Raw genomic sequence first — 26,825 nt, 5'->3', positions numbered from 1 at the left:
GGGGTGGCGGGGCCTTGCGCTGGGGTGGCGGTCCCGGTCATGTCTCCTCCGCCTCGCGCCACACCCGCCATGCCTCGTCCGCGCGGTCCTGCATGGTGCGCAGCGTCCCGCGGTACGAGGAGGGGTTCAGGAGGAAGCCGGCGAGGTCGTCGACGGTGGCCTCGACGAGTTCGGGCGGGCCCTGCTCCCAGAAGCGGTTGAGGAGCCACAGCTTGTCGCCGCGGACCTTCTTCGCGAGGGAGTCGATGACGGGGTTGGCGGCCGCGACCTCCGGGTTGGGGCAGCCGTCCTGGAGGGAGTGCGAGAAGGCCTTCATGACGGCCGGGTGCAGCCAGGCGCGGGTGGCCCGCAACGCCTCCGTGCGGTCGGGCCCCTTGACGGTGGCGACGAGGGCGCTGGACTCGAAGATGACGCTGGGGCGTGTCTTCGGGTCGGCCATGGGGAGGACGAACGCGCCGAGGTTGTCGCCCGGTCTGCCGCCGGCGGCCGCGAGCGTGGAGCCGAGCCAGGTGCCGCAGGGCACCATGCCGACCTTGCCGTGCAGGAGGGCGGCGGCCGCGTCGTTGTGGTTCATGTCCATGGGCGTGAACCAGTCCTTGTCGAAGAAGGACGCGAGGGTGCGCAGGGCGCGTTCGGCGCGCGGGTCGGTGTACCGCTCGCGGCCGTTCATCAAGTCGTCGTAGAACGCGGGGTCCTGGCGGCTGAGGATCTCCTGGAACCAGATGAACGAGGGCCAGCGGCCGTCGGCCGTGCCGTGCAGCGGGGTGATGCCGCTCTTCTTCAGGCGCGTACAGGCGGTGAGGAAGCCGTCCCAGGTGTCCGGCGCCTTCAGGCGGTGCTCGCGGAAGACCTCGGGGTTGTAGAAGAACACCCAGTAGGCGAGGTTCATCGGAAGGCCGTAGACGCGCCGACGGTAGGTGAACGCCTCGCGCAAGGAGGGGTCGACCCAGCCTCTGCGGACGGCGCTGTCCCACTGGCGGGTCAGGTCCTCGATGCCGCCGGTGCGGGCGAGGTCCTGGAGGCGGTAGCCCGACCAGTACTTGAGCATGTCCGGTGTCTTGCTGGTCCGCAGCGAGGACTTCACGATCTGCTCGAACGACTCCAGGGAGGGGTTGACCTCGGGCACCAGGCGCAGTGCCGCCACCGACTTCATCGCCGCGCCCGCGGCGGCCATCGGCTTCTCCCAGGCCGCGCTGTCGCCGAGGACGGCGACCTTGCCCGGGGGCTGGCCCTCGGCGGTGCCGCAGGCGGTGGCGAGGGCGCCGGTCGCGGTGGCCGCGGCGGCCAGGAGGACGGTACGGCGTCCGGGGGCCGCGCTCGGCGCCTCCGGCGCTCCCGGCGCTCCCGGCGCGCGGTGTCGACTACCTGACATGGGTGACTCCCTCAGGCGTGCCCTCTCAGACGGGCCTTGCCCTTGTTAGCGTTAACACGGGCGTCATGGAGCTTCACCGCGGGCGCCCCGGTTGTCAATGGTCCGCGAGCCTTCCATGTCGCCAACTCCCTTTGCTTGGGCGGCGGTTCAGCCAGGCCTGACAGACGCTCCGGCACGTGGATGCGCCCGGCCGAGAAGTCTCAGCCGGGCGCACCGTGTGACGGTCAACCGTGGGTGTTCAGCAGGGGAGCGTGGTCTTGCCGGCAGCCCCAGTGGCACCGGTGGTGCCGTTCGCGACCATCGTGGCGTTGGTGCCGTTACCGCCGGGCTTGCCGGGACACACGGGGCTGGCCGCGCCGCCGGCGCCACCCTTGCCGCCCGTGAAGCCGCCACCGAGGGTGGAGGCGCCGCCGTTGCCGCCCTTGCCGCCCGCGATTCCGGCACCGGCGTCGCCGACGCCGCCTACGCCACCCTTGCCTCCGGTGCCGCCGAGCTTGGCCTCTCCGCCGTAACCTCCGTTGCCGCCGTTTCCGTTGGCGCCACCGGCACCGCCCGTGCCGCCTGCCCCGCCGACGCTCGCGATGCCGGTGGCGTTGCCGCCGGCGCCGCCGGTGCCTCCGTTGCCGTTGGCGCCCGCGGCGCCACCGGTGCCGCCGAGGCCACCGATACCGCCGAGGGTTCCGATCCCGTTGGCGCCGTTGGCGCCTGGGGCTCCGTTGGCGCCGAGAGTGCGGGCGTTGCCCGAACCCGACTGGGCGGAGGCGAGGGCGGGAGTGACCGTCAGGCCCGCTACGGCGATCGAGGCGATGAGGAAGGTCCGGACCGTGTTTGTGGTGCGCATGGAGCGCATGGGGTACTTCCTTCGGTTTGTACAAGCGGAGAAATTCTCCGCCTGACAGCCCTCAACTTAGCGAGGCGCGAGGCGCTCCACATTCCGACGAATGATCAAATGTCTTTAAATAGGCTAAATCGTCAAAGTTTGGCTGCAAAGTCCCAATGGGCGCCATTCCGGTGTCTGCTTTCGTGGCCCGTCCTGAATGCCCCGGGGCCCGGCGAACCATTCGCGGCGAAGGGCTGCGATCCTTCTCCGGTGACCGGAACAAGCAGGCCCATCAGCCCGAACCGCTCTTCTGGCCCCATGCGCACCGGCGTCGGCGGCGCGCTTCTGCTCGCCCTGCTCGCCCTCATCGGCCCGCTTGCCGCGTGCTCGTCCGACGCCGCCGACCAGGACGGGCCCCGGCCCTCCGGTTCCTCCGGTTCCGGGGACGCCGTCCGCCTGCCCCCAGTGGACGCGGCCTTCGACTACCAACTCGGCGGCGCCTACCCGCCCCCGCCGAAGGTCCGGGCCGTCTCACGCGACCGAGGCGCCGACCCCGCGCCCGGCCGCTACAACATCTGTTACGTCAACGCCTTCCAGGCCCAGCCCGGCAAGGACGCCGCCCGCTGGTGGCAGCGCGAACACCCCGATCTGATCCTGCGCGATCAAAAGGGGCGGACGGTCGTCGACGAGGACTGGCAGGAACCGCTGCTCGACATCTCCACCCGGGGCAAGCGCTCCGCGCTCCTCAAGGTCGTCGGCGGGTGGATCGACGGCTGTGCGAAGGCCGGCTTCGACGCGGTCGAGCCCGACAACCTCGACTCCTACGAACGCTCCAAAGGCCTGCTCACCGCCGACGACGCGGCGGCCTTCGCCCGGCTCCTCGCCCGCCGCGCCCACGCCGAGGGCCTGGCCATCGCCCAGAAGAACACCACCGACCTGCTGGAGCGCCGCCGTACCATCGGCTTCGACTTCGCCGTGACCGAGGAGTGCGCCCGCTACAAGGAGTGCGGCGCCTACGAGGCGGCGTATGACGGGAAGGTCTTCGACATCGAGTACGCGACGAAGGACTTCACCGCCGCCTGCCGCGCCCGGGGCAAGAAGCTCTCAGTGACCCTGCGCGACCGTGACGTACTCCCCGCGGGCGAGGCCGGCCACGTATACCGGCACTGCTAGCCGACGCCGACGCCTCCGACTCCGCCACCGCATCCGCCGCCGCGGAAAAGCGCTGGCGGGCCCAGGCTTTCGCGCACCAGCATGAGCCTATGAGCGAGCATCCCGCGCGATGGACCCAGGCGACCGTCTACCCCGACATGTGGGCGGACCCCGACGACGACCCCCGTAACAACAGCGAGAAGGCCGCTCCGGAGGGCGAGTCGGCGACCCTGCTGGACTTCCTCGCGGATTACCGCTTGACCCTGCGGATGAAGTGCGAGGGTCTGGACGCGGAGCAGCTGGCCCGGCGGTCGGTTCCGCCGTCGACGATGTCGCTGCTCGGCCTGGTGCGGCACCTCGCCGAGGTGGAACGGGACTGGCGCAACTGGATCAGCGTCGGCGAGCCGCTGCCGAGGCTGTACGGCGAGAAGGACGCGGACTTCGAGGGCGCGGTCGCCGAACAGGCCGTGGTCGACGCCGCCTTCGCCGACCTGGAGCGCGAGCAGCAGGCGCTCGACTCCGCGCTGGCCGCCTGTCCGGACCTGGGCGAACGCGTGGGCAGGAAGGACATCGCGGTGCGGGAGCTGATGGTCCACAGGGTCGAGGAGTACGCCCGCCACTGCGGGCACGCGGACCTGCTGCGCGAGTGCGTCGACGGGCGGGTGGGCCAGTGACGGATCCCTGCCGGCTCAGCTCTGCCGCTCCGGGGGCGGAGGCGGCTTCGGGGCCCCGCGCGGGGGCGTGATCTTGCCGTACGCCGCCGGTGCGCCGGCCGCCGCCGGGGGCGGGGTCTTCCGCGGTGGCAGGAGGGCGTCGCGGTGGGCGCCCGGGTCCCAGCCGGTCTCCACGACCCGCTTCTGGAAGACGACCGCGCCGAGCAGGACGGCCGCGCCGAGCAGCAGCATCAGGACGACGCCGCCGACCTCCCCCGCCTTGGCCGCGTACCCGATGAGCGTGCCGAACCAGCCGAAGTCGGCGTCGCCGAAGGTGGTGTTCTCCTCACCGAAGGCGCCGAGGACCTTCAGGAGCAGCGCGGGCAGGAAGGTGATCAGGACGCCGTTGACGAAGGCGCCGAGGGCCGCGCCCCGGCGGCCGCCGGTCGCGTTGCCGTAGACGCCCGCCGCGCCTCCGGTGAAGAAGTGCGGGACGAGCCCCGGCAGGACGAGGGCGAGCCCGAAGGCCGGGTGGAAGATCCAGGCGAGCAGGCCGAGGCTGATGAGGCCGCCGATGAAGCTGGAGACGAAGCCGATGAGGACGGCGTTCTGGGCGTAGGGGAAGACGATCGGCGCGTCGAGCGAGGGCACCGCTCCCGGGACCAGTCTGCGCGCGATGCCCTGGAAGGCGGGGACGAGTTCACCGAGGATCGTACGGACGCCGAAGAGGATCACGGCGACCGCGATGCCGAACTGCAGGCCCTGCATCACGGACTCCATGACGTAGTCGCCGACGCCGCTCACGCCCGCCGCGCCGTCCTCGCCGAAGGCCTTGAACGCGGCCTCCTTGCCGGCTTTGCCGAGGAAGGCGAGCGACATGATGAGGTAGATCAGGACCATGGAAAGAGCGGTCGCCACCATCGAGTCGCGCAGGAAGCGCAGGCCTTCGGGGAGGTTCATCTCCTCCGTGCTGCGGCTGCGGCGGCCCACCAGCCGGCCCGTGGCGCCCGCCGCGATGTACCCGGCGGTGCCGAAGTGGCCGATCGCCACGCTGTCGTTGCCGGTGACGCGTTTGGTCCAGGGGTGCGCGAAGGCAGGCAGGGCCACCAGCAGAATGCCGAGCAGCACACCGCCGACGAGGACCACGGCCCACGACGCCTGGCCCGCCGTGGCGAGCACCATCGTCAACAGGGTGGCCATGAACAGCATGTGATGCCCGGTCAGGAACACATAGCGCAGGGGCGTGAAGCGGGCGAGGAGCAGGCTGACGGCGAAGCCGAGGATCATCAGCCAGGCGACGCGGGCGCCGTACCGCTCCTGCGCGATCCCGACGATCGCCTCGTTGGTGGGGATGACGCCGTGTGCGCCGGTGGTGCCCTGGATCATCTCGCCGAGCGGGGCGAGGGCGCCGACGACGAGCGTGGCGCCCGCCCCGATCAGCAGGAAGCCGAGCGTCGCCTTGATGGCGCCGCCGACGACCTGCCCGGCGGGCTTCTTCAGCGCGATCAGGCCGGCGGCGGTGATGAGGCCGATGAGGTACGCGGGTTGGCTGAGGATTTCGTTGACGAGGAACTCGGCGCTCGACACCGGCCAGTCCATGGTGGTTCTCCTTGCCCGGGTCGTCAGACGTCGTAGGTGTCGCGAAGGACGCGGTCGGCCTCGGTCGCGCTGGTGAAGTCCTCGACGACCTTCACCGGCACGCCGACGTCGCCGAGCGTCGCGGCGATCTCCCGCGAGGTGAGGATGGCGACGGCCTCGTTCGCCTTGCCCTTGGCCGAGATGGTGTCCGTCGCCTCGACGGTGACGTAACGGCTCCATCCCCAGCGGTCCAGGACGCCTTCGAGGGTCTGTTTGAGGAACAGGCTCGTGCCGACGCCGTTGCCGCACACGGTCAGGATCTTGTGCGGGTCACCTCCGCCGCGCGCCGTCCTCCGGGGGCGTTCGCTCTCCGGTCCGCTGGACAGCAAAGCGTGCACCGCCTGCGGGGTGGCCGCCTCGCGCAGGGCGCGCGCCGTGTCGGGGTCGGCGAGGAGCCGGGCGAGGGCGCCCATGGCCGCCGTGTGTTCCGACGCGTCCTTCGCGGCGAGGCCGACGACGAGGTCGACGGGGTCGTTGGCCTCGTGCCCGAACTCCACGGGCGCCGCGAGCCGCACCCAGGACATGCCGGTGGCGAGGACCGCCGGTGAGGGCCTGGCGTGTGCGAAGGCGAGGCCGGGTGCGATGACGAAATACGGCCCGTTCTGTTCGACGTTCTCGATCATCTCGCCGGTGTACGTCTCTGTGGCGGCGCCCGTGGCGACCATCAGGTCACCGGCGCGCCGGAGGGCTTCGCGCCAGTCGGTAGCCGGGGCGTCGAGGAGGACGGCTTCCACGGGGAGGATCTCGTTCAGCGCTGCCATGCGCATGATTCTCGCCGACGCCTTCCTGGGCCGGTCGCCCCGGTCACTTGCCGTAGGCCCGGAGGAACACCTCCGTCGCCTGGGCCGCGACGGTGTCCGGGTCGGCGTCGGGGCGGTACTCCAAGGGGCCGGTGAGAAGGGAGAGGAAGTGCTCGGCGGCGACCTCGGGGTCGCACGGGCGCAGGCGGCCGGCGAGGGCCAGCCGGGCCAGCCGGTCGGCGAGGGCGGAGCACACCCGGAGCGTGGTGCGCGCGCGTACGCTCGCCGCCAGCTCGGGGAATTGAGCCGCTTCGGCACTGGCCAGCTGTCGTACGGCGCGGGCGTCTCGGCTGCTGAACACCCGCAGCAGGTCGCGGGCCACGGCCGTGAGCGGCGCGCACGGGTCGCTGTCCGCAGCGACCTCGCGCAGCCGCTCGACGACGTCGAGGCTCCGTGCGCCGATCCGGTCGGCGGCGATTTCCACGGCCTCGCGGTAGAGGCTCTCCTTGTCGTCGAGGTGGTTGTAGACGGTCGGCTTCGCGACGCCCGCCTCCTGCGCGATCTCCTTCACGCACGTCTGGGCGTAGCCGCGGCGCGCGAAGACCGCGAACGCGCCGTCGAGGATCGCCTGCCGCCGCTCGATCCGCCCACGGGCCGTACGGCCGCTGCCGGTTGACACTTCTGAACCCATGGGTTCAGTGTAGTGACTGAACCAGCCAGAACACATCTTTGAACCCATTGGTTCAATTAATCGAGGGGTGGGACACGGGTGATCGTCCACATGCTGCGCTTCACGTTCAAGGAGACCGCGACCGAGGAGGACCGCGAGCATGTACTCGCGGTGATGCGGCGCACGGCCTCGGTCGAGTCGGTCTCGTTCTCGACGGTGGGTCAGAGCCTCACCGACCCCGAAGGGTTCACCCACGCCTACTGCGTGGGCATCGCCGACATGCAGGCCCTGCGCCGCTATATGCACGACCCGGTCCACCTGGCCGGCGACCCGCAGATCATGCCCCATCTGGCCAGGATCGCCATCGGCCCCGACCTGTCCGACGACATGACGCCCACCCTGGGCACGGACATCCTCGCCCTGCACGAGGAGAAGGTCGCGCTCTACCCGGAGTGGGCCGCCCAACTCGGCCCGCTGCTCGCGGCCTGACGGGCCCGGTGACCCGGGGGCCCGGCTCGGAGTCGATGGCATGTGCGCGGCCGGGGCCTCGGGTTCGGTCAGGGTGATGCGGCCTGGCGGCCCTGGAGGCGGGCCGCGGTCTCGCGGATCGTGGGGAGTTGGGCGGTCAGCGCGGCGCCGGGGCAGTGCGTGGCGTAGCCGTCCTTGTGGCCCGCCACCGCCCGGAGGAGCGCGTCGGTGCCGGTGGGGAACCTGCTCAGGTTGTTGGTCGACACCAGCAGGGCGGCGCCGCGCGGATCGATGCCCGACAGGCCGAGCTTCCATGCGGCGAGGCCCGCGATGGCGTCCGTCATGGCCTTCGGCACCGGTGTGCCCGCGGTGAACGTGCCGATCGCCGCGACGCCCGTGGAGCGCCGGTTGAAGCCTTGGGTGTGCGCGCCGACGACGGGCCGCTCGGTGCCGCCCGCGCGCCCCTCGTACACCGTGCCGCAGCGGTCCACGAGGAAGTTGTAGCCGATGTCGTCCCACTTCCTGCTGCCCGCCTGCCCCGCGTACAGGGCGCGGATGATGCGCGGTGCGTCGGTGCAGGCGTAGCGGTTCGGGGAGTCGGTGTGGTGGACGAAGACGGCGTCCACGCGGTCCGCGTAGCGCGCGGGCGGCGGCGCGGGGGCCTTCGGCGGCAGCCAGGCCTCGCGGGGCACGATGCGCGGGCGTGGCGCCCGGTACGCCGTGGACGCCCGGCGCGCCGGCACCGCGGCGGCGGGCATGAGGGAACGGCGCCCGGCGAGCACCGTCGGCGCGGACGCCCTGCTGTCACCGCCCGTCACCTCGGGGAGAGTGGGGTCGATGCCCGCCGCGCAGGCCAGCAGCAGCCCGCAGGCGACCGTGCCCGGCAGCCAGCACAGCGCCACCCGCACCGCGCGCGGCACGCGGCGCACGGGCGGTGCGGGAAGGACACGCATGCCGCCACTCTCCGCCGGAACCGGCGGCTCGTCCTGCCGGATGCGGCACATGGAGGAACGGGGGGCGTGTCAACTCCGGCGCCGGGCCGGTATCTCCAGGGTGCGCGGGCCGTCAGCCCCGCACCGCGCGCACGTACGCCTCGATCGCCGGGCGCGGCTCGCGGCCGAGCAGGGTGCGCAGATCGTTGCGTTCGATGGACGTGCCGTCGAGGAAGCCGCCGGCGACCGCCGAGTACGTACTCATGAGCATCGGCACCTGGAACGGCAGCGCCTGGCCCGCCCCGATCAGAGCGGCGCGGGTCGCGGCGAGGGAGTCCGGTTCGTACGAGCCGCCGAGCGCGGCGGCGAGGTCGGCGCCGCCGAGGGCGTGTTCGCCGACCAGTTCATAGGTGCGGCCCGCGTGGGCGGTCGGGGCCGTCGCGACCCTGGCGGCGGCCTCCGCCAGGTCCTCGCGGGCCACCGCGGCCAGGCGGCCGGTGCCCAGCGGCGCGGCGATCGTACCGTCGGGGCCGGGTGCCGCGATCGCGGCCAGGAACTCCGCGTACAGGCCGTTGCGCAGCACCGTCCACCGCAGCGAGGAGGAGCGCAGCCGGCGCTCGGTCCAGCGGTGGGCCAGCGCGTAGGTGAGGTGGTCGCCGTCGCCGCTGAGGCTGGTGTAGACGAGGTGGCGCACGCCCGCCTTCTCGGCGGCGGATATCGCGGCGTCGTGGCGGGCGATGACGACGTCGTCCTCGGCGGCGCCCGCGGAGATCACCAGGAGGGTGTCGACGCCGGTGAAGTCCAGCGACGCCGGGTCGTCGAAGTCGACGCGGCGCTCTGCGGGCACCGGGCTTCGCGTGCCCAGGACGACGTCGTCACGGCCGGCGAGGCGGGCGTTGACGAGCTTGCCGAGGGCGCCCGTGGCGCCGGTGATCATGAGCATGGGATGGTTCCCCCGTGGTGAGTGGTTCGTCTTCGTGGGCCGCTGAGCGGCGGCCCCGGAACCATCATCGGCGGCGGTGATCACACCGCGTAAGGAGGCACTTGAATGTCAGCAGGGCACACCGCGGTAACCACCCCCGCGGCCACGGACCCGGTGATCAGCTGTGCGACGCCGCAGGACGAGTGCGGGGTCAGGGACGTCCTGGACCGGCTCGGCGACAAGTGGTCCGTGTACGTGGTGGTCGAACTCGCCTCGGGCGTCCTGCGGTTCAAGGAGTTGCAGCGCAGGATCCCCGGCGACATCTCGCAGCGGATGCTCACCGTCACCGTGCGCCGCCTGGAGCGCGACGGCCTGGTGAAGCGCACGGTGTATCCGACGATCCCGCCCCAGGTCGAGTACGAGCTGACCGGGCTGGGCCACAGCCTCACCCACCTGATCAAGGCGCTCGCCGACTGGTCGATCGGCCACCGGCCCGCCATCGCCGCCGCCCGCGCCTCGTACGACGCGGCGCAGCGGCAGTAAGCCGAAAACGACTGAGCGGGCAGTGCGGTGTCACCTGCCGACGGGCTGCAGCTCCCAGTCGGTCTCCGCGTCGGGCGTGACCGTGTCGCCGAGGACCTTGTGCAGCTTCTCGCCCTCCACGTCCACGTTCGGCAGCGCCTTGTCGAGCCAGCGCGGCAGCCACCAGGCGGACTTGCCGAGCAGCGCGAGCACGGCGGGGACGATCGCCATACGGACGACGAAGGCGTCGAAGAGGACGGCGACGGCCAGACCGAAGCCCATCATCTTGATCATGTCGTCGTTCTCCATGATGAAGCCGGAGAAGACGCTCATCATGATGATCGCGGCCGCGGCCACGACCCGTCCGCCGTGGGTGAAGCCGGTCACGACCGACTCGCCGGGGCTCGCCCCGTGGACGTACGCCTCGCGCATCCGGGTCACGAGGAAGACCTCGTAGTCCATCGCGAGACCGAAGACCACGCCGATCATGAAGATCGGCATCATGCTCATGATCGGGCCGGGCTGGTCGACGCCCACGATGTCCGCGAGCCAGCCCCACTGGAAGACGGCGACGACCGCGCCGAGCGCGGCGGCCACCGAGAGCAGGAAGCCGAGCGCCGCCTTGAGCGGGACCAGGATCGAGCGGAAGACGAGCATCAGGAGCAGGAACGCGAGGCCGACGACCAGGCCCAGGTAGGGCAGGAGCGCGTCGTCCAGGGTCTGCGAGAAGTCGATGGTCATCGCGGTCTGGCCGGTGACGAGGATCTCGGAGCCGGTGTCGGTCCCGATCTCCTCGGCGCTGGAACGGATCGACTTGACCAGTTCCTCGGTCTTGTGGTCGCTCGGCCCGGTCTCCGGGACGACGTTCATGATCGCGGTGTTGTCGCCCTTGTTGGGCATCGGGTCCGTCACGGCGACGACGCCGTCGACCTTGGCGAGCTTCTCGCCGACGGTCTTGGCGGCGTCCGCCACCCCGGAGTCCTTGCTGACGGTGACCATCAGCGGGCCGTTGAAGCCCGCGCCGAAGGAGTCCGACAACATGTCGTACGCCTTGCGCTGGGTGCTGTCCGGCGCCGCCGTGCCCTCGTCGGGCAGGCCCAGTTCGAGGCTGGTGGCCGGGATCGCCATCGCGCCGAGGCCGACGACCGCGACGAGCAGGACGGCGAGCGGGCGGCGCAGCACGAAGCGCGCCCAGCGGGTGCCGAGCTTCGGCTTGGCGTTCGGGTCCCGCAGCTCACTCGCGGACTTCTTGCGGTCCTTGCGGCGCAGCACCTTGCGGCCCGCGAAGCCGAGCAGCGCGGGGATCATGGTGAGCGCGATGAGGACGGCGACCACCACGGTGCCGGCGGCGGCGAGGCCCATCTTGGTGAGGATCGGGATGTTGACGACGGCGAGGCCGGAGAGGGCGACGACGACGGTGAGTCCGGCGAACACCACGGCGGAGCCCGCGGTTCCGGTGGCCCGGCCCGCCGCGTCCTCCGGGGTGCGGCCCTCGGCTATCTCCGCTCGGTAGCGGGAGACGATGAAGAGGGCGTAGTCGATGCCGACGGCGAGGCCGATCATCATCGCGAGCGTGGAGGTCGTGGCGGAGAGGTCGAGCACGCTGCCGAGGGCGGTGATGCTCGAGATGCCGATGCCGACGCCGATGATCGCGGTGAGCAGCGGCATGCCCGCGGCGACCAGCGAACCGAAGGTGATGATCAGGACGACCGCGGAGATGGCGATGCCGATGAGTTCGGCGCTGCCGCCCATCTCCTGCTCGGCCATGACGGCGTCGCCGCCGGTCTCGACGGTCAGGCCCGCGTCACGGGTCTCGTCGGTGGCCTTGGTGAGGGCGTCGCGCGACTTGTCCGTGAGTTCGGGGGCGGCCACCTTGTACGTCACCGAGGTGTACGCGGTGGTGCCGTCCTTGCTGACGGTCTTCTTCTTGTACGGGTCCTCGACGCCCGCGACCTGCGAGCCCTTGCCGATGGACGCGATCATCTTCGCGACCTCGGCCTTGGAGTCGGCGGAGGTGATCTTCTCGCCCTCGGGGGCGCGTATGACCACACGGGCGCTGGCGCCGTCGGCGCTGGCGTCCGGGAAGCGCTCCTCAAGGAGGTCGAAGGCCTTCTGCGACTCCGTACCCGGCATCGAGAAGGAGTCCTCGGGCGCGGCGGGAGCGGTCGACGCGGCGACTCCCGCACCTACGAAGAGCGCCACCCAGAGCAACGCCACGTAACGGCGTCGCCGGAAAGCGAGGCGGCCTAGTTTGTACAGGAACGTAGCCACGGCGAAAGGGACCCCCGTCGGATTGGGCAGGCAGGAAGTGACCCCCTTCGGCGCGATGCGCGCACGTCAGGGGGTCCAGCAGGATGCCCCTCCATAGTCACCGCCGTTGACGGCGCGGGAGTCCGACTGCGGGCCGGACTCTCGGCCCACGGTCGGTGTACTGCGCCCGGTGGCATGTCATCCCTTGGGAGGAGAGCCGCTCACCCCGTCTCGTTCACAGGGTGCAGTCACGTGTCAACAGTCCCGCCGTCATTGGCGCGGAACATTCGCTTCCCTTTCACCGGCCACGACCGTGGCCGATCAGCCGTCGGCCCTCAGCGGGCGGAAGAAGTCCCGCAGCTCGCGCGCGACCTGCTCGGGTTCCTCGTGTGCCATGAAGTGCCCGCCGTTGTGCGGCGTGCTCCAGTGCCGCAGGTCGGTGAAGACGCGTTCGGCGAGGCTCTTCGGGTAGTGCGCGAAGGCCGGCTCATGGCTGAGAGTGACCGCTCCGGGGACGGTGATGGGCGGCACCGGCCTGTTGTGCCGTACGTAGTCGTAGTACTGCCGGAAGGACGAGCCGATGCTGCCGGTGGCCCAATAGAGGGTGGCGACGGTCAGCAGGGTGTCCTTGTCCCAGCGGGTCTCGAGGTCGCCGTCGCAGTCGCTCCAGTCGCGGTACTTGTCGATGATCCAGGCGAGCAGGCCGGCCGGGGAGTCCCGCAGCGCGGCGGCGAGCGTGTCGGGCCGGGTGCACATGATCTCGCTGTAGCCCTGGTCAGTGGCGTCGTACGCGTCGAGGTGGTCGAGGTAGGCCTGCTCCTCGGCGGTCGGCGGGGCCGCGGCGAAGTCGGCGGAGACCACCGCGGAGGTGATGTGCACACCGGCGACCTCGCCGGGGAAGCGGGCGCCGAGCCACTGCGTGACCCCTCCCCCGATGTCACCGCCGAAGGCGCCGAAGCGCCGGTAGCCGAGCGTCTCGGTCATCAGGGCGTGCCAGATGCCGGCGACGCCCTCGCGGGTGAACGGCCCCTTCGGCAGCCCGGAGTGGAGGAAGCCGGGCAGCGAGGGCACGACCACGTCGAAGGCGTCGGCGGGGTCGCCGCCGTGGCCGCCGGGGTCGGCGAGCCGTCGGGCGAGGCCCAGCATCTCGACATAGCTGCTGGGCCAGCCGTGGCTGAGAATGAGCGGCAGCGGCGCGGGGGCGCCGTCGGGGCGGGGCGCGCGCAGGTGGACGAAGTGGACGGGCGCGCCCGCGACTTCGGCGACGCGGTGCGGGAAGGCGTTGAGCGCGGTCTCGGCGGCCCGCCAGTCGAAGCCGTCCGCCCAGTAGGTGACGAGGTCGCGCAGGTAGTCGGGGTCGGTGCCCGCCGCCCAGTACGTCGGGTCGGTGGCCGTGGTGAAGAGGGTGCGCCGCAGGCGGGTGCGCAGGTCGTCCAGGACGTCGTCGGGGACGGAGACCTGGAAGTCACGGACAGGGGCCTGCGAGGAGGTGGTGTGCACGGGTGTTCTGGTTCCTTCGCTCAGGAGTGCGCGTGCGCGGTGGGCGTACGCGGTGGCGGTGCGCTCCTGGGCGGAGGCGTCTGCGGCCTCGGTGATGCGGAAGAGGCAGGCGTCAGACGCGGACTGCGGTCAGGAGGGCCCGGGTGGAGTACGGGTACTGGCACTGGTTCTGGTGCTGGCACTGGTGCTGCGTGGTCATCGGGCTCACCTCCTGGTTGTCTCGAGCGGCGCCGCGCCTCATGAGGCGCATGCGCATGTCGGCGACTATACACACGTACTGGCGTACGGCATCCGGGAATTGACGCGCCGGAGGCGGGCGGGAAGCGGTCGTCCGGGAGTCCTAGGACCGACGTCCGGTGCGGGCGCCGACGGAGGTCCGTGGACCGGGTACCGCTCCCCCAGCACACTGGCCCCATGGACACCGAACAGACCGACGCCTACCTGCGGCGCATCGGCGCCGCGCGCCCCGTGGCGCCCACCTCCGACGCCCTGCGCGAGCTGCATCTCGCGCATCTGCGCAGTGTGCCCTTCGAGAATCTGTCGATCCATCTCGGCGAGGAGATCGAGCTGACCGCGCGGGCCCTGGTGGCGAAGGTGGTGGAGGCGCGCCGAGGCGGCTTCTGCTACGAGCTCAACGGCGCGTTCGCCGCTCTTCTCGCGGCCCTCGGCTTCGACGTCACGCTGCTCCAGGCCCGGGTCTACGACGACGAACGGCTCGGCATCCCCTACGACCATCTGGCGCTGCGCGTACGCACGCGGGACGGCGGGGACTGGCTCGCGGACGTCGGCTTCGGCGCCCACAGCCATCTGCCGCTCGCCCTCGGGGAGCGGGGTGAACAGGCCGACCCGGGCGGCACGTTCCGCCTAGTGGAGCGCGCGGAGGGCGATCTGGAGGTCGTCAAGGACGGCAAGCGGCAGTATCTGCTCGAATCGCGCCCGCGCGCGCTGGACGACTTCACGAGCGGTGCCTGGTACCACCGGACCTCGCCCGCATCGCACTTCACCCGGTCGCTGGTCTGCACGATCATCACGGGCGACGGGCGGGTCACGCTCAGCGGCCGCACCCTCACCTCCACGGTGGACGGTGAGCGCCGGATCACCGAGCTGGCCACGGAGGCGGAGGTCCTCGCGGCGTACGAGCGGCACTTCGGGATCCGCCTGGTGGAGGAGCCGCGCGTACGGGAAGTCCGGTGACCGTGTCGCGATGAGTTCCGGGCGGTGCGACGGTCCCTATAGAGAGGTCCTCACAGAGAGAGCTTCGGCCACGCGACAGGAGAGTGCCATGCCCACGATCACACCCAACCTCTGGTTCGACACCGAGAGCCAGGAAGCCGCGGAGTTCTACGTCTCTGTCTTCCCGAACTCCGAGATCAAGGACGTCTCGTACTACGGAGAGGGCGCCCCGCGCCCGGCCGGCACCGTGCTGACTGTGGACTTCGTGCTGGACGGCGCACGCTTCACGGCGATCAACGGCGGCCCCGACTTCACCTTCGACGAGGCCGTCTCCTTCTCCATCGGCTGCGCCGACCAGGAGGAGGTCGACTACTACTGGGCGAAGCTCTCCGAGGGCGGCGAGGAAGGGCCCTGCGGGTGGCTCAAGGACAAGTACGGCCTGTCCTGGCAGGTCGTGCCCGCCGCGCTCCCCAAACTCCTGACCGACCCGGACCCGGAGCGTGCCCAGCGCGCCATGCAGGCGATGCTCGGCATGAAGAAGCTCGACGTGGCCGCCCTGCACGCGGCGGCCGACGGCACGGCGTAAGCGGAACGGCGAGCTTCGCCGACCTGGTGGGCGGAGCGGGCGGCCCCCCTCACACCTTGCGCGCCACCACCAGGCGCCAGCGAGGGCTGCCGTCGGGGCGTCTGCCGAACTCCTCCAGGGGCAGCAGCCGCACGTCGAAGCCCGCGTCGGCCAGGTCCCCGCGGACCCCGCCCAGCGCGAAGGTGCGGTAGTACATGACGAAGCGCGGCCGCCACAGCAGGTTCCGTACGCGCATCATCGCGTCGAAGCCGAGCAGCGCCCAGTACCACGGGGACGTGACGGGCTGCGGGGCGCCGATCGGGAAGGCGAAGAGGCCGCCGGGGCGCAGCGCCCGGTGGACGCCGGAGAACAGGGCGGGGCGCTCGGCGGGCAGGAAGTGGCCGAACGCGCCGAAGCTGACGGCCAGGTCGTAGCCCCCGGCGAACGGCAGCGCGCGGGCGTCGGCCCGCACCCAGTCGACCGCGGGCCCGCCCCGGCCGGCCTCCCCCACCGCGCCCGCCGCGGCGGCCAGCATCCCCGCGCTGAAGTCCACGCCGGTGACTCGCCCGCGGCAGAGCGGCAGCAGCGTCTCCACGCCGGCGCCGGTCCCGCAGCACACGTCGAGGCCCGCGTCGAAGGGGCCGAGCGGCCGCAGCGCGTCGGCGGTCGCGGTCAGGAACCGGCCAGGCGTGCGGAACGGCGTCCTGTCGAACTTCGGGGCGAGCAGGTCGTAGCCGTGCTCGGTGGAGGAGAGCGCCTGAACGGCCAGCTCGCGCAGCGTGGGACCCTGGGAGGTGAACATCGGCTCCAGGGTAGTCAGGAAGGCGGCCCGGGGCGGCGCGGCCGGGTCGCGCCGTGGCCGGTTACCGCCAGGAGGTCTACCGGGGGGCGGCACGGGTCGGGTAGAGGTGCACGGCAGCCCCAGACCCTTCCCCACTCCCGGAGGTGCCCCATGGCCACAGACCGGCACAGGACGAGGACCGCATCGGGCAAGACCCGGTTCGACGACATCTACGACCAGCCGGACCCGCGCGCGTACTTCCGCACGCTTCAGCCGTACGCCTACGAGATCCCGCAGCACGCCCAGGCGGTCTTCCGCCGCACGCGCGAGCTGCGCTCCCGCCTCGCGGACGATCCGGGCCCGGTGACGGTCCTCGACGTGTGCTGCTCCTACGGCATCAACGCGGCGCTGCTCAACCACGACCTCACGCTCGCCGACCTGTACGCGCACTACACCTCCGCCGAGAGCGCCGCGCTCAGCCCGCACGAACTCGTCGAGTGCGACAAGCAGTTCTACGCCGCGCGGCGCCGCCCGGACGCCACGCCGGTCATCGGGCTCGACACTGCCGCGAACGCCACCCGCTACGCCCTGGACGCGGGTCTGCTCGACGAGGCGTACGCCGAGAATCTGGAGCGGGTCCCGCCCAGCCCCGGCCTGTGCCGGGCAGCCGCCCGCGCCGGGCTGATCACCGTTACCGGCGGTATCGGCTACATCTCGTACCGCACCTTCGACGCGCTGCTCGGGTGCGCGCGGACGCCGGTGTGGGTGAGCGCGTTCGCGCTGCGGACCGTGGCGTACGGAAAGATCGCGGCGACCTTGGCCGAGCACGGTCTGGAGACCGTCACGGACATGTCGCGGACCTATCCGCAGCGGCTCTTCACCAGCCCCGAGGAGCGGCGGGACGCCGTGCGGCAGGTGATCCTGGCCGGTGAGGACCCCACCGGGCACGAGTCCGACGGCTGGTACCACACGCGGCTGCACGAGTCCCGGCCCCGCACGGACTGACCGCCCACGGGTTCGCAGGGCCGCCCGGGGCTCGACCGATGTACATATGCGGGCATATCGTGAAATCAATGGCCGACTCGGACGCCAGGGGGTCCCGCCATGGTTCAGGAGCTGCTGACAGCAGGTGCCGCGGTCGCCTCGGGCTGCTTCGTGTACGCGCTGGCGGCGGCCCGCGTGATCAAGCAGTACGAGCGTGGCGTGGTGTTCCGCCTGGGCCGGCTCTCGGGGCGTGTGCGGGGGCCCGGCTTCACCATGGTGGTCCCGGGCGTCGACCGGCTGCGCAAGGTGAACATGCAGATCGTGACGTTGCCGGTGCCCGCTCAGGACGGCATCACGCGGGACAACGTCACGGTGCGGGTGGACGCGGTCATCTACTTCAAGGTGGTGGACGCGGCCAACGCGGTGGTGCAGGTGGAGGACTACCGCTTCGCGGTCTCGCAGATGGCGCAGACCTCGCTGCGCTCCATCATCGGCAAGAGCGACCTGGACGATCTGCTCTCCAACCGCGAAAAGCTCAACCAGGGCCTGGAGTTGATGATCGACAGCCCGGCCATCGGCTGGGGCGTGCAGATCGACCGCGTCGAGATCAAGGACGTATCCCTGCCCGAGACGATGAAGCGGTCCATGGCCCGGCAGGCCGAGGCCGACCGCGAGCGGCGGGCCCGCGTCATCAACGCCGACGCCGAACTCCAGGCGTCCAAGAAGCTCGCCGAGGCGGCGAAGGAGATGTCCACGCAGCCCGCCGCGCTCCAACTGCGGCTGCTGCAGACCGTGGTGGCCGTCGCCGCCGAGAAGAACTCCACCCTCGTCCTGCCCTTCCCCGTGGAACTGCTCCGCTTCCTGGAGCGGGCCCAGCAGCCCCTGCCGGAGCGGGCCGGCGGCGGGCGGGAGCCCGAGGTGTCAGAGCGACAGCAGGTAGCTCGTGCCGGGGCGGCCGTCGAGCCGGATGTCACCGGTGGGCACGAAGCCGGTGCGGGTGAGTACGGCTCGTGAGCCCGGGTTGTCGAGCGTGGTGGCGGCGCGGAGTTCGGTCAGGCCGTACGCGGTGACGGCGAGGTCGCAGGCCTGCCGGACGGCACGCGTGGCGAGGCCCCGGCCGGTGGCGCGCTCCGCGATGCGGTAGCCGAGTTCGGCACTGCCGTCGGCCACGTCGACGAGGTTGACCCGCCCGAGCACCTCACCCGCGTCGTCCACCAGCACGTGGAAGAAGCAGACGCCCGCGGCCTGTTCGGCGAGCAGGGCGCTGTGGCGTGCCGCGAAGTCACGGAAGTAGTCGTCGCCGCGGTCGGGGACGGAGGCGGCGAAGTAGGCGCGGTTCGCCTGCTCGAAGGCGAGCAGCGCGGGCGCGTGCGCGGGCCCGAGGAGCTGGAGTTCGGGGGCGTTCGAGAGTGGGGGCATGGAGGAACCTTACGCATCCGGCCACCGGTGGCCGGATCCGGGCCCGGCACCCGCGGCACCTCACGTGGGTGGTCGTGCCGGGACCGCCAACTCGCCCGGATTTGCGCTGTGTTGGTCAGGGACGGCCAACTCAACCGCTTGTGGCCGAGTTGGCCGCCCCTTCACGCTACCGGGCGTCCCGGACCGTGCCGGTGACCACCGGACCGCCGTCCTGCGGTTCCCAGTTCTGGTCGTACGGGAACAGCTGGGCCTTCAGGGACTCGTCCGGCTCGCGTGCGGTGTCCTTGATGGTGGGCACGCGCAGTTCGACGCTCTTCTTGCCCGCGGGCACGCTGAGGAACAGCGACTCGCCTTCGGTCATCTTGGAGAGCGCGCGCTTGGGGCGGGGTTCCTGGCCCGCCTCCCCCTCGAGCCAGCGCGGGTCCACGTCGAGCGTGGACAGTTCGGCGCCGCTGTCGACCGGCAGGAAGGCGACCCCGGCCATGATGTCCACGTCGACGGGCTCCGCCAGCGTCATCCGCCACTTCAGCGGCTTGCCCTCGGTGACCTTGTCGGCGACGGGCTTCAGAGTGATCTTGGGCATCGGGTCGTCGTTCCGTGCCGTCACGCCACCGTGGTGGGAGCCGACCACGGCGCCGCGCACCGCCTTGGCGAACGCGTCGTGGGCGACGTCGTAGCCGTAGCGGGTGTCGCCCTTCACCTCGACCGGCACGTCGATGTCGTGGGCGCCGGGGCGCACCGTCACCGTGCGGTACTTGACCTCGTCCGAGCCGGGCTCGGGCGCGAAGAGCCTGACCTTGCCGCTGCCCTTGCCCGAGACGTGCACCGGCACGTGGTAGGTGCGGGTTCCGGAGTCGCCCTCGTCGACGGTCAGCCGGCCGATGTCGACGCGGGGCAGGGAGGCCGGCTCCACGTCGGGGGTGCCCGGGCGCCAGCCCCAGGCGTCCATCAGCCAGGCCTTGCCCGAGCGGCTGCGCGGGATGAGTTCCAGCGTCTTGACCCGCTTGAGGTCCAGCTTCTCCCTGGCCTGCGCGGTCAGCGGCACGCGGACCTCGCGGCCCCAGTAGGAGGCGGTCTGCCCGCTGCCGGGGAGTCCGTCGACGCGGGTGCTGCCGAGCTTCACGCGGTGGCCCGCCGTGTCGGCGAGCGTGACGTCGAACCGGGTGCCGGTGCTGTTGGGCGGCACGATCACCCGCAGCGCCACGTCCTTGGCGCCGGCCAGGGACACCGGACGCGCGGGAGTCACCCGCACCGGTCCGCCCGCCCGCGTCCAGCGCATCGCCACCGCGTCACGGCCGGGCTCGGGCGAGATCTCCCACCCGGCGAAGTGCGGTGAGGCTCCGCGCACGTTCGGCGGCAGACAGGCGCGGGCCGCGTCCGGGGCCACCTGGGCACACAGCTTTCCGCCCGTGACCTTGGTCGAGGAGTCCGGCAGGAAGGCCTCGGTGCGGTGCGCGCCGACGGCGTGGCTCAGCACACGGGCGGGGTCAGCCGAGGGCGCACGGCGGTTCGAGCCGTCCAGGAGAGGACGCGCCCGGTCGTCGCCCGCGACGAACAGCCGGGCCGCCGCGGCGACGTACGTGGCGCCCGCGGCCTGCTGCTGCTTGGCGGTCAGGCGGGTCCCCTTGCCCGGCGAGCACACGGGATCCGAGCCCTCGGAGGAGAAGTCGTCCTGGGCGGGCGCCTTCGCCTGGCCGGGAGTCCACTCACTGTTGAAGAAGTTGTGGTTGGCGCCGACCATGTAGAGCGCGCTGTGCAGGGCGGTGCCGCTGCTCACGCGGCGCGTCCCGTCGACGTAGATCTCGCCCTGGAGGTCGGAGACGTCTCCGTCGCAGCCGGGCAGGATCGTCGCGGAGGGGACGTCGGGTGCCGGGTTCTGCCCGAAGATGGTCGGGCCTATCAGGACGTTGCCCCGTATCTTCCAGCGCACCGGACCGCGGTAGCCGTCCTGGTCGGCGGGGGGTGCGTAGAGGCTGTCGAGCGCGGCCCTGTTGACGCCCTCGCCGCCGCGGGAGTGGCCGACGAGGAGCACCCGCTGCAGGTCCGGGGGCGCGATGTCGCGTACGGCCTTCGGGGCGGTCTCCCGCTGCTCGGCCCAGTCCGCCCAGCGGGCGAGGTGCAGCCGTACCAGCGAGGAGCGGGCCTGTGCGCCGCCGTCCTCGGCGAGGTGGTCCTGGCCGTTGATGCCGTTGGCGGCTATGGAGACCGTGACGTAGCCCTGGGAGGCCAGCAGCTTCTGGGCCCGCTTGTAGCCGTCCTGGCTCGGCACCGGCTTCGTGCCCGCCTTGCAGGGCCACCCGCCGCCCTCGCCGTCCCCGGCGCCGTAGCAGGTGTAGTGGCGGCCGTGCAGGAACAGGGCGAGCGGGCGCTTGCCCGGCGCGTCGGCGGGGCCGACGACGTGGGCCCGCATCTCCACGGGCTCCGGGAAGCCGGGCAGCCGCTCGGACTTGAGGGTGTACGCGCCGCTGACGGTGCGGTAGCGGCCCGCCTTGCCGGGGTCGACCTCGTTGGCGGGAGGCAGGGCCGCGGGGGACACCGGGCGGGGCGTGCTCGGCTTGGCACCGGATCCGGCCTCGTCCAGGCGCCGCCCGCCGGCCAGTACGCGCAGCTTCTTCACGGAGCCGAGGCGCGCGCCGTTCAGCGGCAGCCGGAAGGAGCGGCGGTCCTGCGCGGCGTCGGGCCTGCCGAGGAGCTTGTCCCCGGAGTAGAACTCGACGCGGGCGTCTCCCATGGGCACCGGTTCGGGCGAGGCCCAGACCAGTTCCCTGCCGCTGCCCTCGCCTGCCAGCCGCCAGCCCTCGGGAAGGCGGTCGTCGTCGCCGGGCGGGGTGGGCGACGCGGGTGGCGGGGCGTCGGCGGTCGGCAGTGCGTGGGCGGCCCCCGGGGACACCGCCGCCGCGAGCGCGAGTACCGCGAGCGCTGTGGTCGCCACTCTTGAGACACGTCTCAAAGTGGTCCTCCTCCTGATCATTCGTCACAGGACACACAAACGAACTCATGTGCCCCTCTTGCCTCTTCGAGGACGGCAACCAGCGCCTTCGCGTTGCCTCTGGACGAACCCTGTGTTCGCGGCGGTGGGCTCTCCTGCCAGGATTCGGTCATGCACATCTACGAAGAGCGGCTGAGCGTGCCCCGCTCCTGGTGGGCCCTGGTGGTGCTGGGCGGAGCCGGACTCGCGGTCGGGGCGATTCCCTTCGGTGCGGTCGCCGCGGCGACCGTGGCCACGCTCGGCATGGCGGTGGCCGCCGCGATCGTGCACGCGCACGGCAGGGTGCGGATCCTCGTGACGCCGGGCTCCCTCGTCGTCGGCAAGCGGACCATCCCGATCGAGGCGCTCGGCATGACGGAGATCCTCGACGAGCGGGAGGCCTTCGAGTGGCGGACGGTGAGGGCGAATCCGTACGCGCTGCTGCTCCTGCGCTCCTACGTCCCGACCGCGCTCCGCATCGAGTTGCGGAACTCCTACGGGGGCGCACCGTACATCTACGTCTCGACGCGGCAGCCGATGAACCTGGCGGCGGTCCTGGCCTTCTCGCGGAGCTGAGTTCGTGTCCGAAAACCCCTCCTCCCTTCCCTGGTACGCGCGTCCCACCGCGCGGAAGTGGACCTGCGCGCCGCCCACGGCGAAGGCGCACCCGTTCCACACGGCCCTGCCTGACTACGCACCCACGCCCCTGCGGGAACTGCCGGCCTTGGCCGCTGAGTTCGGGGTGGCCCGTGTCTTCGTCAAGGACGAGTCGGCCCGGCTCGGCCTGCCCGCGTTCAAGGCGCTCGGCGCGTCCTGGGCGATCCACCGGATCCTGGCGGAGCGTGAGAACGGCACGGTGGCGGACTCGGCCCGGGCGCCGCTGTGCCTCGTCACCGCCACCGACGGCAACCACGGCCGGGCCGTGGCCAGGATGGCGCGGCAACTCGGCCAGCGCGCACACGTCTTCGTGCCCGAGGGCGTCCACCCGGCGGCGGTGGCCGCCATCGAGGGCGAGGGCGCCGAGGTCACGGCCGTGGCCGGTTCCTACGACGCGGCGGTGCGCGGGGCCGCGGACGCGGCCGGGGCGCCGGGCGCGCTGCTGATCCAGGACACGGCGTGGGACGGCTACGAGGAGATTCCCGCGCTGATCGTCGAGGGGTACGAGACGCTGTTCGCCGAGGTCGACGCCCAACTGGCCGCAGCGGGCGCCGAGTACCCCTCCCTGGTCGCCGTCCCCGTGGGCGTCGGCTCGCTCGCCCAGGCCGCCGTGACGCACTACCGCGGCCGACCGGACACCACGGCCGGCCCGCCTCCCGCGCTCCTCTCGGTCGAACCCGAGGCGGCCGCCTGCGTGCTGGCCAGCCTCCGCGCGGGGCGCCTCACCAGCGTCACGACCGGCGTCACCGCGATGGCCGGGCTCAACTGCGGCACGCCCTCCTCGCTCGCCTGGCCCGTGCTGCGCGACGGCCTGGACGCGGCGGTGGCCGTCAGCGAGGTCGCCGGCGCGGCGGCCGAGCGCGACCTGGCCGCCCTGGGCGTCCCCTCCGGGCCGTGCGGCGCCGCTTCCCTCGCCGGGGTGCGCGCCGCCCTCAGCGGCGCGGGAAGCGCGGAGCGCCGGGGCGAGTTGGGTCTGGGGCCCGCTTCGACCGTCGTACTGATCAGTACCGAGGGTACGGCGGCCAACCCGTCACGGGCGGAGAGGACGCGGGAGGGCCCGATTTAACCCCGGTTCAGCGATGATTTCCGGTCGATGCGAGTGGTCGAAGGAAGAACCAATTTCTTATTTCCGCAGGTCAGAGCGTAGTTAGCGTTTATACCAATCGCGAAAGTCCACATGCTGGACAGCCCTCGTACGGCCACCCCACCGCTCCTGAGCTGCCCGAACGCCCGTACGGGCACCGCGCACCGGACGCACACATCCGGAAATCGACCATCCGGATGGCACTCACTCTCCGCACCGGCAAGACTCCCCACCGCAGTCATCAACCGCATCGAGCGAAGGAGAGTCCACCATGCGTCGCACCCTCAGGACGATTGGGGCAACCGCTGCGGCGGCCACCTGCGTCCTCGCCGCGACATCAGGCACCGCGCAGGCCGAGGCCCCCGGGCCCAAGAGCCTCTACGCGCCGTCTGCCCTGGTGCTCACGGTTGGCCAGGGCGAGGACGCCAACTCCGCGGCGGTCGAGCGCGCCGTGACGCTGACCTGCGCGCCCCGGCCCGCAGGAAGCCACCCCTCGCCGGCCGCCGCGTGTGCCGAACTCACGAAGGTGGGAGGCCAGTTCGCGAACCTCGTGAACGAGAGGCCCGACGCCATCTGCACCAAGGAGTGGCGACCGGTCACGGTGACCGTCAACGGCGTCTGGAACGGCAAGCACGTCAGCTGGGCCGCCACCTTCCCCAACCGGTGCACGATGAAGGCGAGTCTCGGGGAGGGTGCCACATTGTCCTTCTGACGAGATCTGAACCCTGATCCACACTCAGGGGAGTCCCGGTGACCTTTCGTGGGGGAAGGCAGCCGGGACGCGGGGCGGCCCCCGGTGTCCTAGGACACCGGGGGCCGTAGTGTTTTGTCCCGACCCTCACGGCACCTCCGCGTCCGCGCCCCGGCCCCGGGCAAGCTCGGCGAGCCGCTTCAGGACGCGGGTGCGCAGCAGTTCGTACTCCTCGCGGCAGCGGCGTATCTCCGGTGGTCTCGCGGTGATAGTGCCTTCGGTCACGATCTCGTGCGGGGCGAACTGCCCGCGGGTGAGGTCGATCTCCAGGTCCGCGCCCAGGCGGTTCCACCAGTGGTAGTCGACGCGCACACCGTCGACGCGGACCTCGCCGAGCATCAGGTCGCCGCCCAGCAGGTCGTGCAGGACGAGCGCGGTGACTCCGCACTGGCCGCGGGCGGGGTTGTCGGGCGGCCAGGGGCTCGTCGAGTCCGGCGGGTAGGTATCCGCGCCCCAACTACCCCGCACAGCCGTCTCGATGTCGCTCAGGAGCAGTGGTGTCATGGCGGTCACCTTCGCACCCGCCACTGACAATCAGCCGTCCCCGCAGCTCAGGGAGGGTCCGCCGGTCGTATGACGCCGTCGTCGACCGCTCTGTCGATGGCCTCGCCGTCGTATCCCGCCGCGTCGAGCACGTCGCGTGTGTCCGCGCCGGCGGCCCGGACCTCGGGGCGCACCCGCGCCGGGGTGCGGGAGAGGGTGATGGGCGAGGCGAGTCCGCGGTAGTCGCCGGAGTCGACGACCAGGCCGCGGTGGCGTACCTGCGGCGAGGTCAGCGCCTCGGCGACGTCGTGCACCGGCGAGGCCGGGACACCACGGGCGGTGAGCTGTGCGGCCAGTTCGGCGCGAGCGCGCTCGGCGATGGCCTCCTCCAGGGCGGCGCGCAGGGCCCTTTGGTGGCGTACGCGCTCCGGATTCGTGCGGAAGCGGGGGTCGGCCGCGAGCCCCGGTACTCCGAGCACGTCGGTGAGCGCGCCGAACTGCCGGTCGTTGCCGACCGCGACGAAGACCGGCCCGTCGGCGGCGTCGAAGGAGTCGTAGGGGGCGATCGTGGGGTGCGCGGAGCCGGTGCGCCGGGGCACGGTGCCGCTCGCGAGCCACGAGGCCGAGTGCGGGTGGAGGAGGCTGACCGCGGTGTCCAGGAGGGTGCAGTCGACGAGCTGGCCGAGGCCCGAGCGGTGGCGTTCGTGCAGGGCGAGCAGGATGCCGGAGAAGGCGAGGATGCCGGTGACCTGGTCGACGACCGGCACGCCCACGCGCAGCGGCGGCCCGTCCGGCTCGCCGTTGACGCTCATCAGACCGCCGTACGCCTGGAGCACGGCGTCGTAACCGGGCTGCCCGCCGAGCGGACCGTCGGTCCCGAAGCCGGTGACGCGGCAGTGGATGAGGGCGGGGAAGCGGCGGCGCAGCTCCTCGTCGGGGTAGCCCCACTTGGCGAGGGTGCCCGCCTTGAAGTTCTCGACGAGGACGTCGGTGCCGCACAGCAGGGTGTCGAGGATGTCGCGCCCCCCGGGCACGGACAGGTCGACGACGATGTTCTTCTTGGCGCGGTTGAGGTTCTGGTAGTACGCGGAGGTGTCCGGCGCGACGAACGGCGGCCCCCAGCCCCGGGTCTCGTCACCGGCCGGGGGTTCGACCTTGATGACGTCGGCGCCGTGGTCGGCGAGCATCTGCGCGCAGTAGGGCCCGGCGAGGACCCAGGACAGATCGAGCACCTTGAGTCCGGCGAGGGCCCCACCGGAGGCGTGTGGTGCGGCGGGCGGGGTCGTCATCAGGGGCCCCAGTTCGTATGCGCGATCGCGGCGTCGGATCGGTATCGGAATCAGTACCGGTATCGGAATCAGTACCGCTACCGCTACCGGTACCGGTGATCCGTGAGGCTAGGAGCCGCATGATCGCCCGGTCAAGAGGTGCCGGACCCCTGAGCGGCCGGCTCCCGCACAATGACCGCCATGCACCCCTCCCCCGCCCGGATCCGCACGGCCCGGCTCGACCTCGTACCGCTCCGCGTCGAGCACGCCGACGAGATGGCGGTCGTACTCGGCGACCCGGCCCTGCACACCTTCATCGGCGGCTCCCCCGCCGACGCCGACGCACTGCGCGAGCGCTACCGGCGGATACTCGCGGGCCCGCCCGAACCGGGCGTCTCCTGGTGCAACTGGGTCATCCGGCTCCGCGACGCCCGACCGCCCCGCCTGGCCGGGACCGTACAGGCGACGATCACCCCCGGCGCGAACGGGCCCCTCGCCGAGATCGCCTGGGTGGTCGGGACGCCCTGGCAGGGTCGCGGATACGCCTCGGAGGCCGCCCGGGGCCTGGTGGCCTGGCTCGCATCGCAAGGCGCGCGGACGGTCGTCGCGCATGTCCATCCCGATCACACCGCCTCCGCGGCCGTCGCGGCGGCGGCCGGTCTCGCCGCCACCGACGTGGTCCATGAGGGCGAGACCCGCTGGGAGTTGGCCTTGCGGGGCTGAGGCCGACGCGGAACGAGGTTTCGGCGCGGGCCGACGTCAGTACGGGCGGTCGCCGGCGATCGCGACCCGCTCCGCGACCCGGCGATGCGGCGCGTAGTCGTCGACGGCGTAGTGCTGGGTGGCGCGGTTGTCCCAGAACGCGACATCGCCCGCCTGCCAGCGGAACCGCACCTGGTACTCCGGCACATGGGCCTGCCGCACGAGAAAGCCCAGCAGCCGGTCGCTCTCGTCCCGGTCCATGCCGACGATGTGCGTGGTGAAGGAGGTGTTGACGAAGAGCGTCCGCCGCCCGGTCTCCGGGTGCGTGCGCACCACGGGGTGGGTGACGGG

The 26,825-nt window shown here is 71.9% G+C and carries 27 protein-coding genes; 12 read left to right on the top strand and 15 right to left on the bottom strand.

Annotated features, from left to right (window positions below; genetic code table 11):
* Positions 1-37: 37 nt before the first annotated feature.
* Together GKQ77_RS05990 and GKQ77_RS05985 are read right to left on the bottom strand one after the other, a co-directional pair.
* Complete coding sequence (locus tag GKQ77_RS05990; protein ID WP_219687659.1) at positions 38-1,372, bottom strand: ABC transporter substrate-binding protein; 1,335 nt, start codon at positions 1,370-1,372, stop codon at positions 38-40.
* Between the two features lie 238 nt (positions 1,373-1,610).
* The gene (locus tag GKQ77_RS05985; RefSeq protein ID WP_219687658.1) at positions 1,611-2,213 is read right to left on the bottom strand and encodes a hypothetical protein; all 603 of its coding nucleotides are present in this window, start codon (positions 2,211-2,213) and stop codon (positions 1,611-1,613) included.
* 297 nt (positions 2,214-2,510) lie between these two features.
* On the opposite strand from GKQ77_RS05985, the gene GKQ77_RS05980 reads away from it, so the two are divergent.
* Positions 2,511-3,365 (top strand): endo alpha-1,4 polygalactosaminidase, encoded by an 855-nt coding sequence (locus GKQ77_RS05980; protein ID WP_219687657.1) that lies wholly within the window; start codon positions 2,511-2,513, stop codon positions 3,363-3,365.
* A gap of 89 nt (positions 3,366-3,454) precedes the next feature.
* Complete coding sequence (locus tag GKQ77_RS05975; RefSeq protein WP_219687656.1) at positions 3,455-4,018, top strand: DinB family protein; 564 nt, start codon at positions 3,455-3,457, stop codon at positions 4,016-4,018.
* A gap of 15 nt (positions 4,019-4,033) precedes the next feature.
* Here the strand turns inward: GKQ77_RS05975 and ulaA are convergent, their stop codons facing one another.
* From ulaA to GKQ77_RS05960, 3 genes are read right to left on the bottom strand one after another with little or no spacing between them, the layout of a single operon-like run.
* Positions 4,034-5,596 (bottom strand): PTS ascorbate transporter subunit IIC, encoded by a 1,563-nt coding sequence (ulaA, locus tag GKQ77_RS05970; protein ID WP_219687655.1) that lies wholly within the window; start codon positions 5,594-5,596, stop codon positions 4,034-4,036.
* A 23-nt stretch (positions 5,597-5,619) separates the two neighbouring features.
* A complete protein-coding gene (locus GKQ77_RS05965) occupies positions 5,620-6,396 on the bottom strand; it encodes a PTS sugar transporter subunit IIAB (protein ID WP_219687654.1) in 777 nt (258 codons plus the stop codon).
* Positions 6,397-6,439: 43 nt separating this feature from the next.
* Positions 6,440-7,066, bottom strand: a complete 627-nt coding sequence (locus tag GKQ77_RS05960) for a TetR/AcrR family transcriptional regulator (RefSeq protein ID WP_219687653.1) — start codon at positions 7,064-7,066, stop codon at positions 6,440-6,442.
* A 78-nt stretch (positions 7,067-7,144) separates the two neighbouring features.
* On the opposite strand from GKQ77_RS05960, the gene GKQ77_RS05955 reads away from it, so the two are divergent.
* Entirely contained in the window at positions 7,145-7,534 is a 390-nt protein-coding gene (locus GKQ77_RS05955) for a Dabb family protein (RefSeq protein WP_219687652.1), read from the top strand.
* 68 nt (positions 7,535-7,602) lie between these two features.
* Here GKQ77_RS05955 and GKQ77_RS05950 read toward each other — a convergent pair whose 3' ends face one another.
* A complete protein-coding gene (locus tag GKQ77_RS05950) occupies positions 7,603-8,466 on the bottom strand; it encodes a peptidoglycan recognition protein family protein (protein WP_219687651.1) in 864 nt (287 codons plus the stop codon).
* Between the two features lie 112 nt (positions 8,467-8,578).
* A complete protein-coding gene (locus GKQ77_RS05945) occupies positions 8,579-9,388 on the bottom strand; it encodes an NAD(P)H-binding protein (RefSeq protein WP_219687650.1) in 810 nt (269 codons plus the stop codon).
* A 105-nt stretch (positions 9,389-9,493) separates the two neighbouring features.
* Here GKQ77_RS05945 and GKQ77_RS05940 point away from each other — a divergent pair, with 105 nt between their 5' ends.
* Positions 9,494-9,910, top strand: a complete 417-nt coding sequence (locus GKQ77_RS05940) for a winged helix-turn-helix transcriptional regulator (RefSeq protein WP_219687649.1) — start codon at positions 9,494-9,496, stop codon at positions 9,908-9,910.
* 30 nt (positions 9,911-9,940) lie between these two features.
* Here the strand turns inward: GKQ77_RS05940 and GKQ77_RS05935 are convergent, their stop codons facing one another.
* Together GKQ77_RS05935 and GKQ77_RS05930 are read right to left on the bottom strand one after the other, a co-directional pair.
* Positions 9,941-12,160 (bottom strand): MMPL family transporter, encoded by a 2,220-nt coding sequence (locus GKQ77_RS05935; protein ID WP_219687648.1) that lies wholly within the window; start codon positions 12,158-12,160, stop codon positions 9,941-9,943.
* 300 nt (positions 12,161-12,460) lie between these two features.
* Positions 12,461-13,639, bottom strand: coding sequence for an epoxide hydrolase family protein (locus tag GKQ77_RS05930; protein WP_219687647.1), 1,179 nt, complete (start codon positions 13,637-13,639; stop codon positions 12,461-12,463).
* Positions 13,640-14,053: 414 nt separating this feature from the next.
* Between GKQ77_RS05930 and GKQ77_RS05925 the strand changes: the two genes are divergently transcribed.
* Both GKQ77_RS05925 and GKQ77_RS05920 read left to right on the top strand, forming a co-directional pair.
* Entirely contained in the window at positions 14,054-14,833 is a 780-nt protein-coding gene (locus tag GKQ77_RS05925) for an arylamine N-acetyltransferase family protein (protein WP_219687646.1), read from the top strand.
* An 88-nt stretch (positions 14,834-14,921) separates the two neighbouring features.
* Positions 14,922-15,398: a VOC family protein gene (locus GKQ77_RS05920; RefSeq protein WP_219687645.1), complete on the top strand. Its 477-nt coding sequence runs from the start codon at positions 14,922-14,924 to the stop codon at positions 15,396-15,398.
* 49 nt (positions 15,399-15,447) lie between these two features.
* Here GKQ77_RS05920 and GKQ77_RS05915 read toward each other — a convergent pair whose 3' ends face one another.
* Positions 15,448-16,179: a class I SAM-dependent methyltransferase gene (locus GKQ77_RS05915; protein WP_219687644.1), complete on the bottom strand. Its 732-nt coding sequence runs from the start codon at positions 16,177-16,179 to the stop codon at positions 15,448-15,450.
* Positions 16,180-16,329: 150 nt separating this feature from the next.
* Here GKQ77_RS05915 and GKQ77_RS05910 point away from each other — a divergent pair, with 150 nt between their 5' ends.
* Both GKQ77_RS05910 and GKQ77_RS05905 read left to right on the top strand, forming a co-directional pair.
* The gene (locus tag GKQ77_RS05910) at positions 16,330-17,163 is read left to right on the top strand and encodes a hypothetical protein (RefSeq protein WP_219687643.1); all 834 of its coding nucleotides are present in this window, start codon (positions 16,330-16,332) and stop codon (positions 17,161-17,163) included.
* A gap of 99 nt (positions 17,164-17,262) precedes the next feature.
* The gene (locus GKQ77_RS05905; RefSeq protein WP_219687642.1) at positions 17,263-18,156 is read left to right on the top strand and encodes a slipin family protein; all 894 of its coding nucleotides are present in this window, start codon (positions 17,263-17,265) and stop codon (positions 18,154-18,156) included.
* On the opposite strand, the gene GKQ77_RS05900 is transcribed toward GKQ77_RS05905, so the two are convergent.
* Together GKQ77_RS05900 and GKQ77_RS05895 are read right to left on the bottom strand one after the other, a co-directional pair.
* The gene (locus tag GKQ77_RS05900) at positions 18,064-18,561 is read right to left on the bottom strand and encodes a GNAT family N-acetyltransferase (RefSeq protein WP_219687641.1); all 498 of its coding nucleotides are present in this window, start codon (positions 18,559-18,561) and stop codon (positions 18,064-18,066) included. The genes GKQ77_RS05905 and GKQ77_RS05900 overlap by 93 nt on opposite strands.
* Before the next feature lie 166 nt (positions 18,562-18,727).
* Entirely contained in the window at positions 18,728-21,532 is a 2,805-nt protein-coding gene (locus tag GKQ77_RS05895; protein ID WP_219687640.1) for an alpha/beta hydrolase family protein, read from the bottom strand.
* Between the two features lie 129 nt (positions 21,533-21,661).
* On the opposite strand from GKQ77_RS05895, the gene GKQ77_RS05890 reads away from it, so the two are divergent.
* From GKQ77_RS05890 to GKQ77_RS05880, 3 genes are all read left to right on the top strand, one after another.
* The gene (locus tag GKQ77_RS05890; RefSeq protein ID WP_219687639.1) at positions 21,662-22,105 is read left to right on the top strand and encodes a DUF3093 domain-containing protein; all 444 of its coding nucleotides are present in this window, start codon (positions 21,662-21,664) and stop codon (positions 22,103-22,105) included.
* Between the two features lie 4 nt (positions 22,106-22,109).
* The gene (locus GKQ77_RS05885; RefSeq protein WP_219687638.1) at positions 22,110-23,252 is read left to right on the top strand and encodes a diaminopropionate ammonia-lyase; all 1,143 of its coding nucleotides are present in this window, start codon (positions 22,110-22,112) and stop codon (positions 23,250-23,252) included.
* A gap of 289 nt (positions 23,253-23,541) precedes the next feature.
* Positions 23,542-23,982 carry a subtilase-type protease inhibitor gene (locus GKQ77_RS05880; protein ID WP_219687637.1) on the top strand — a complete coding sequence of 147 codons (441 nt, stop codon included), beginning with the start codon at positions 23,542-23,544 and terminating at the stop codon, positions 23,980-23,982.
* 126 nt (positions 23,983-24,108) lie between these two features.
* Here the strand turns inward: GKQ77_RS05880 and GKQ77_RS05875 are convergent, their stop codons facing one another.
* Both GKQ77_RS05875 and GKQ77_RS05870 read right to left on the bottom strand, forming a co-directional pair.
* Positions 24,109-24,525, bottom strand: a complete 417-nt coding sequence (locus tag GKQ77_RS05875) for a YunG family protein (RefSeq protein WP_219687636.1) — start codon at positions 24,523-24,525, stop codon at positions 24,109-24,111.
* Positions 24,526-24,572: 47 nt separating this feature from the next.
* Complete coding sequence (locus GKQ77_RS05870) at positions 24,573-25,793, bottom strand: CaiB/BaiF CoA transferase family protein (protein WP_219687635.1); 1,221 nt, start codon at positions 25,791-25,793, stop codon at positions 24,573-24,575.
* Positions 25,794-25,973: 180 nt separating this feature from the next.
* On the opposite strand from GKQ77_RS05870, the gene GKQ77_RS05865 reads away from it, so the two are divergent.
* Complete coding sequence (locus GKQ77_RS05865) at positions 25,974-26,495, top strand: GNAT family N-acetyltransferase (RefSeq protein WP_372459835.1); 522 nt, start codon at positions 25,974-25,976, stop codon at positions 26,493-26,495.
* Between the two features lie 36 nt (positions 26,496-26,531).
* Here the strand turns inward: GKQ77_RS05865 and GKQ77_RS05860 are convergent.
* On the bottom strand, positions 26,532-26,825 hold a 294-nt coding region (locus GKQ77_RS05860; protein WP_219687633.1), incomplete at its 5' end, for a TauD/TfdA dioxygenase family protein.

Source organism: Streptomyces anatolicus (genome assembly GCF_019400875.1).
In the GTDB taxonomy this organism is placed as follows: domain Bacteria; phylum Actinomycetota; class Actinomycetes; order Streptomycetales; family Streptomycetaceae; genus Streptomyces; species Streptomyces anatolicus.
The sequence above is the reverse complement of the archived record's forward strand: the minus strand, read 5'-3'. Positions and strand labels throughout refer to the sequence as shown.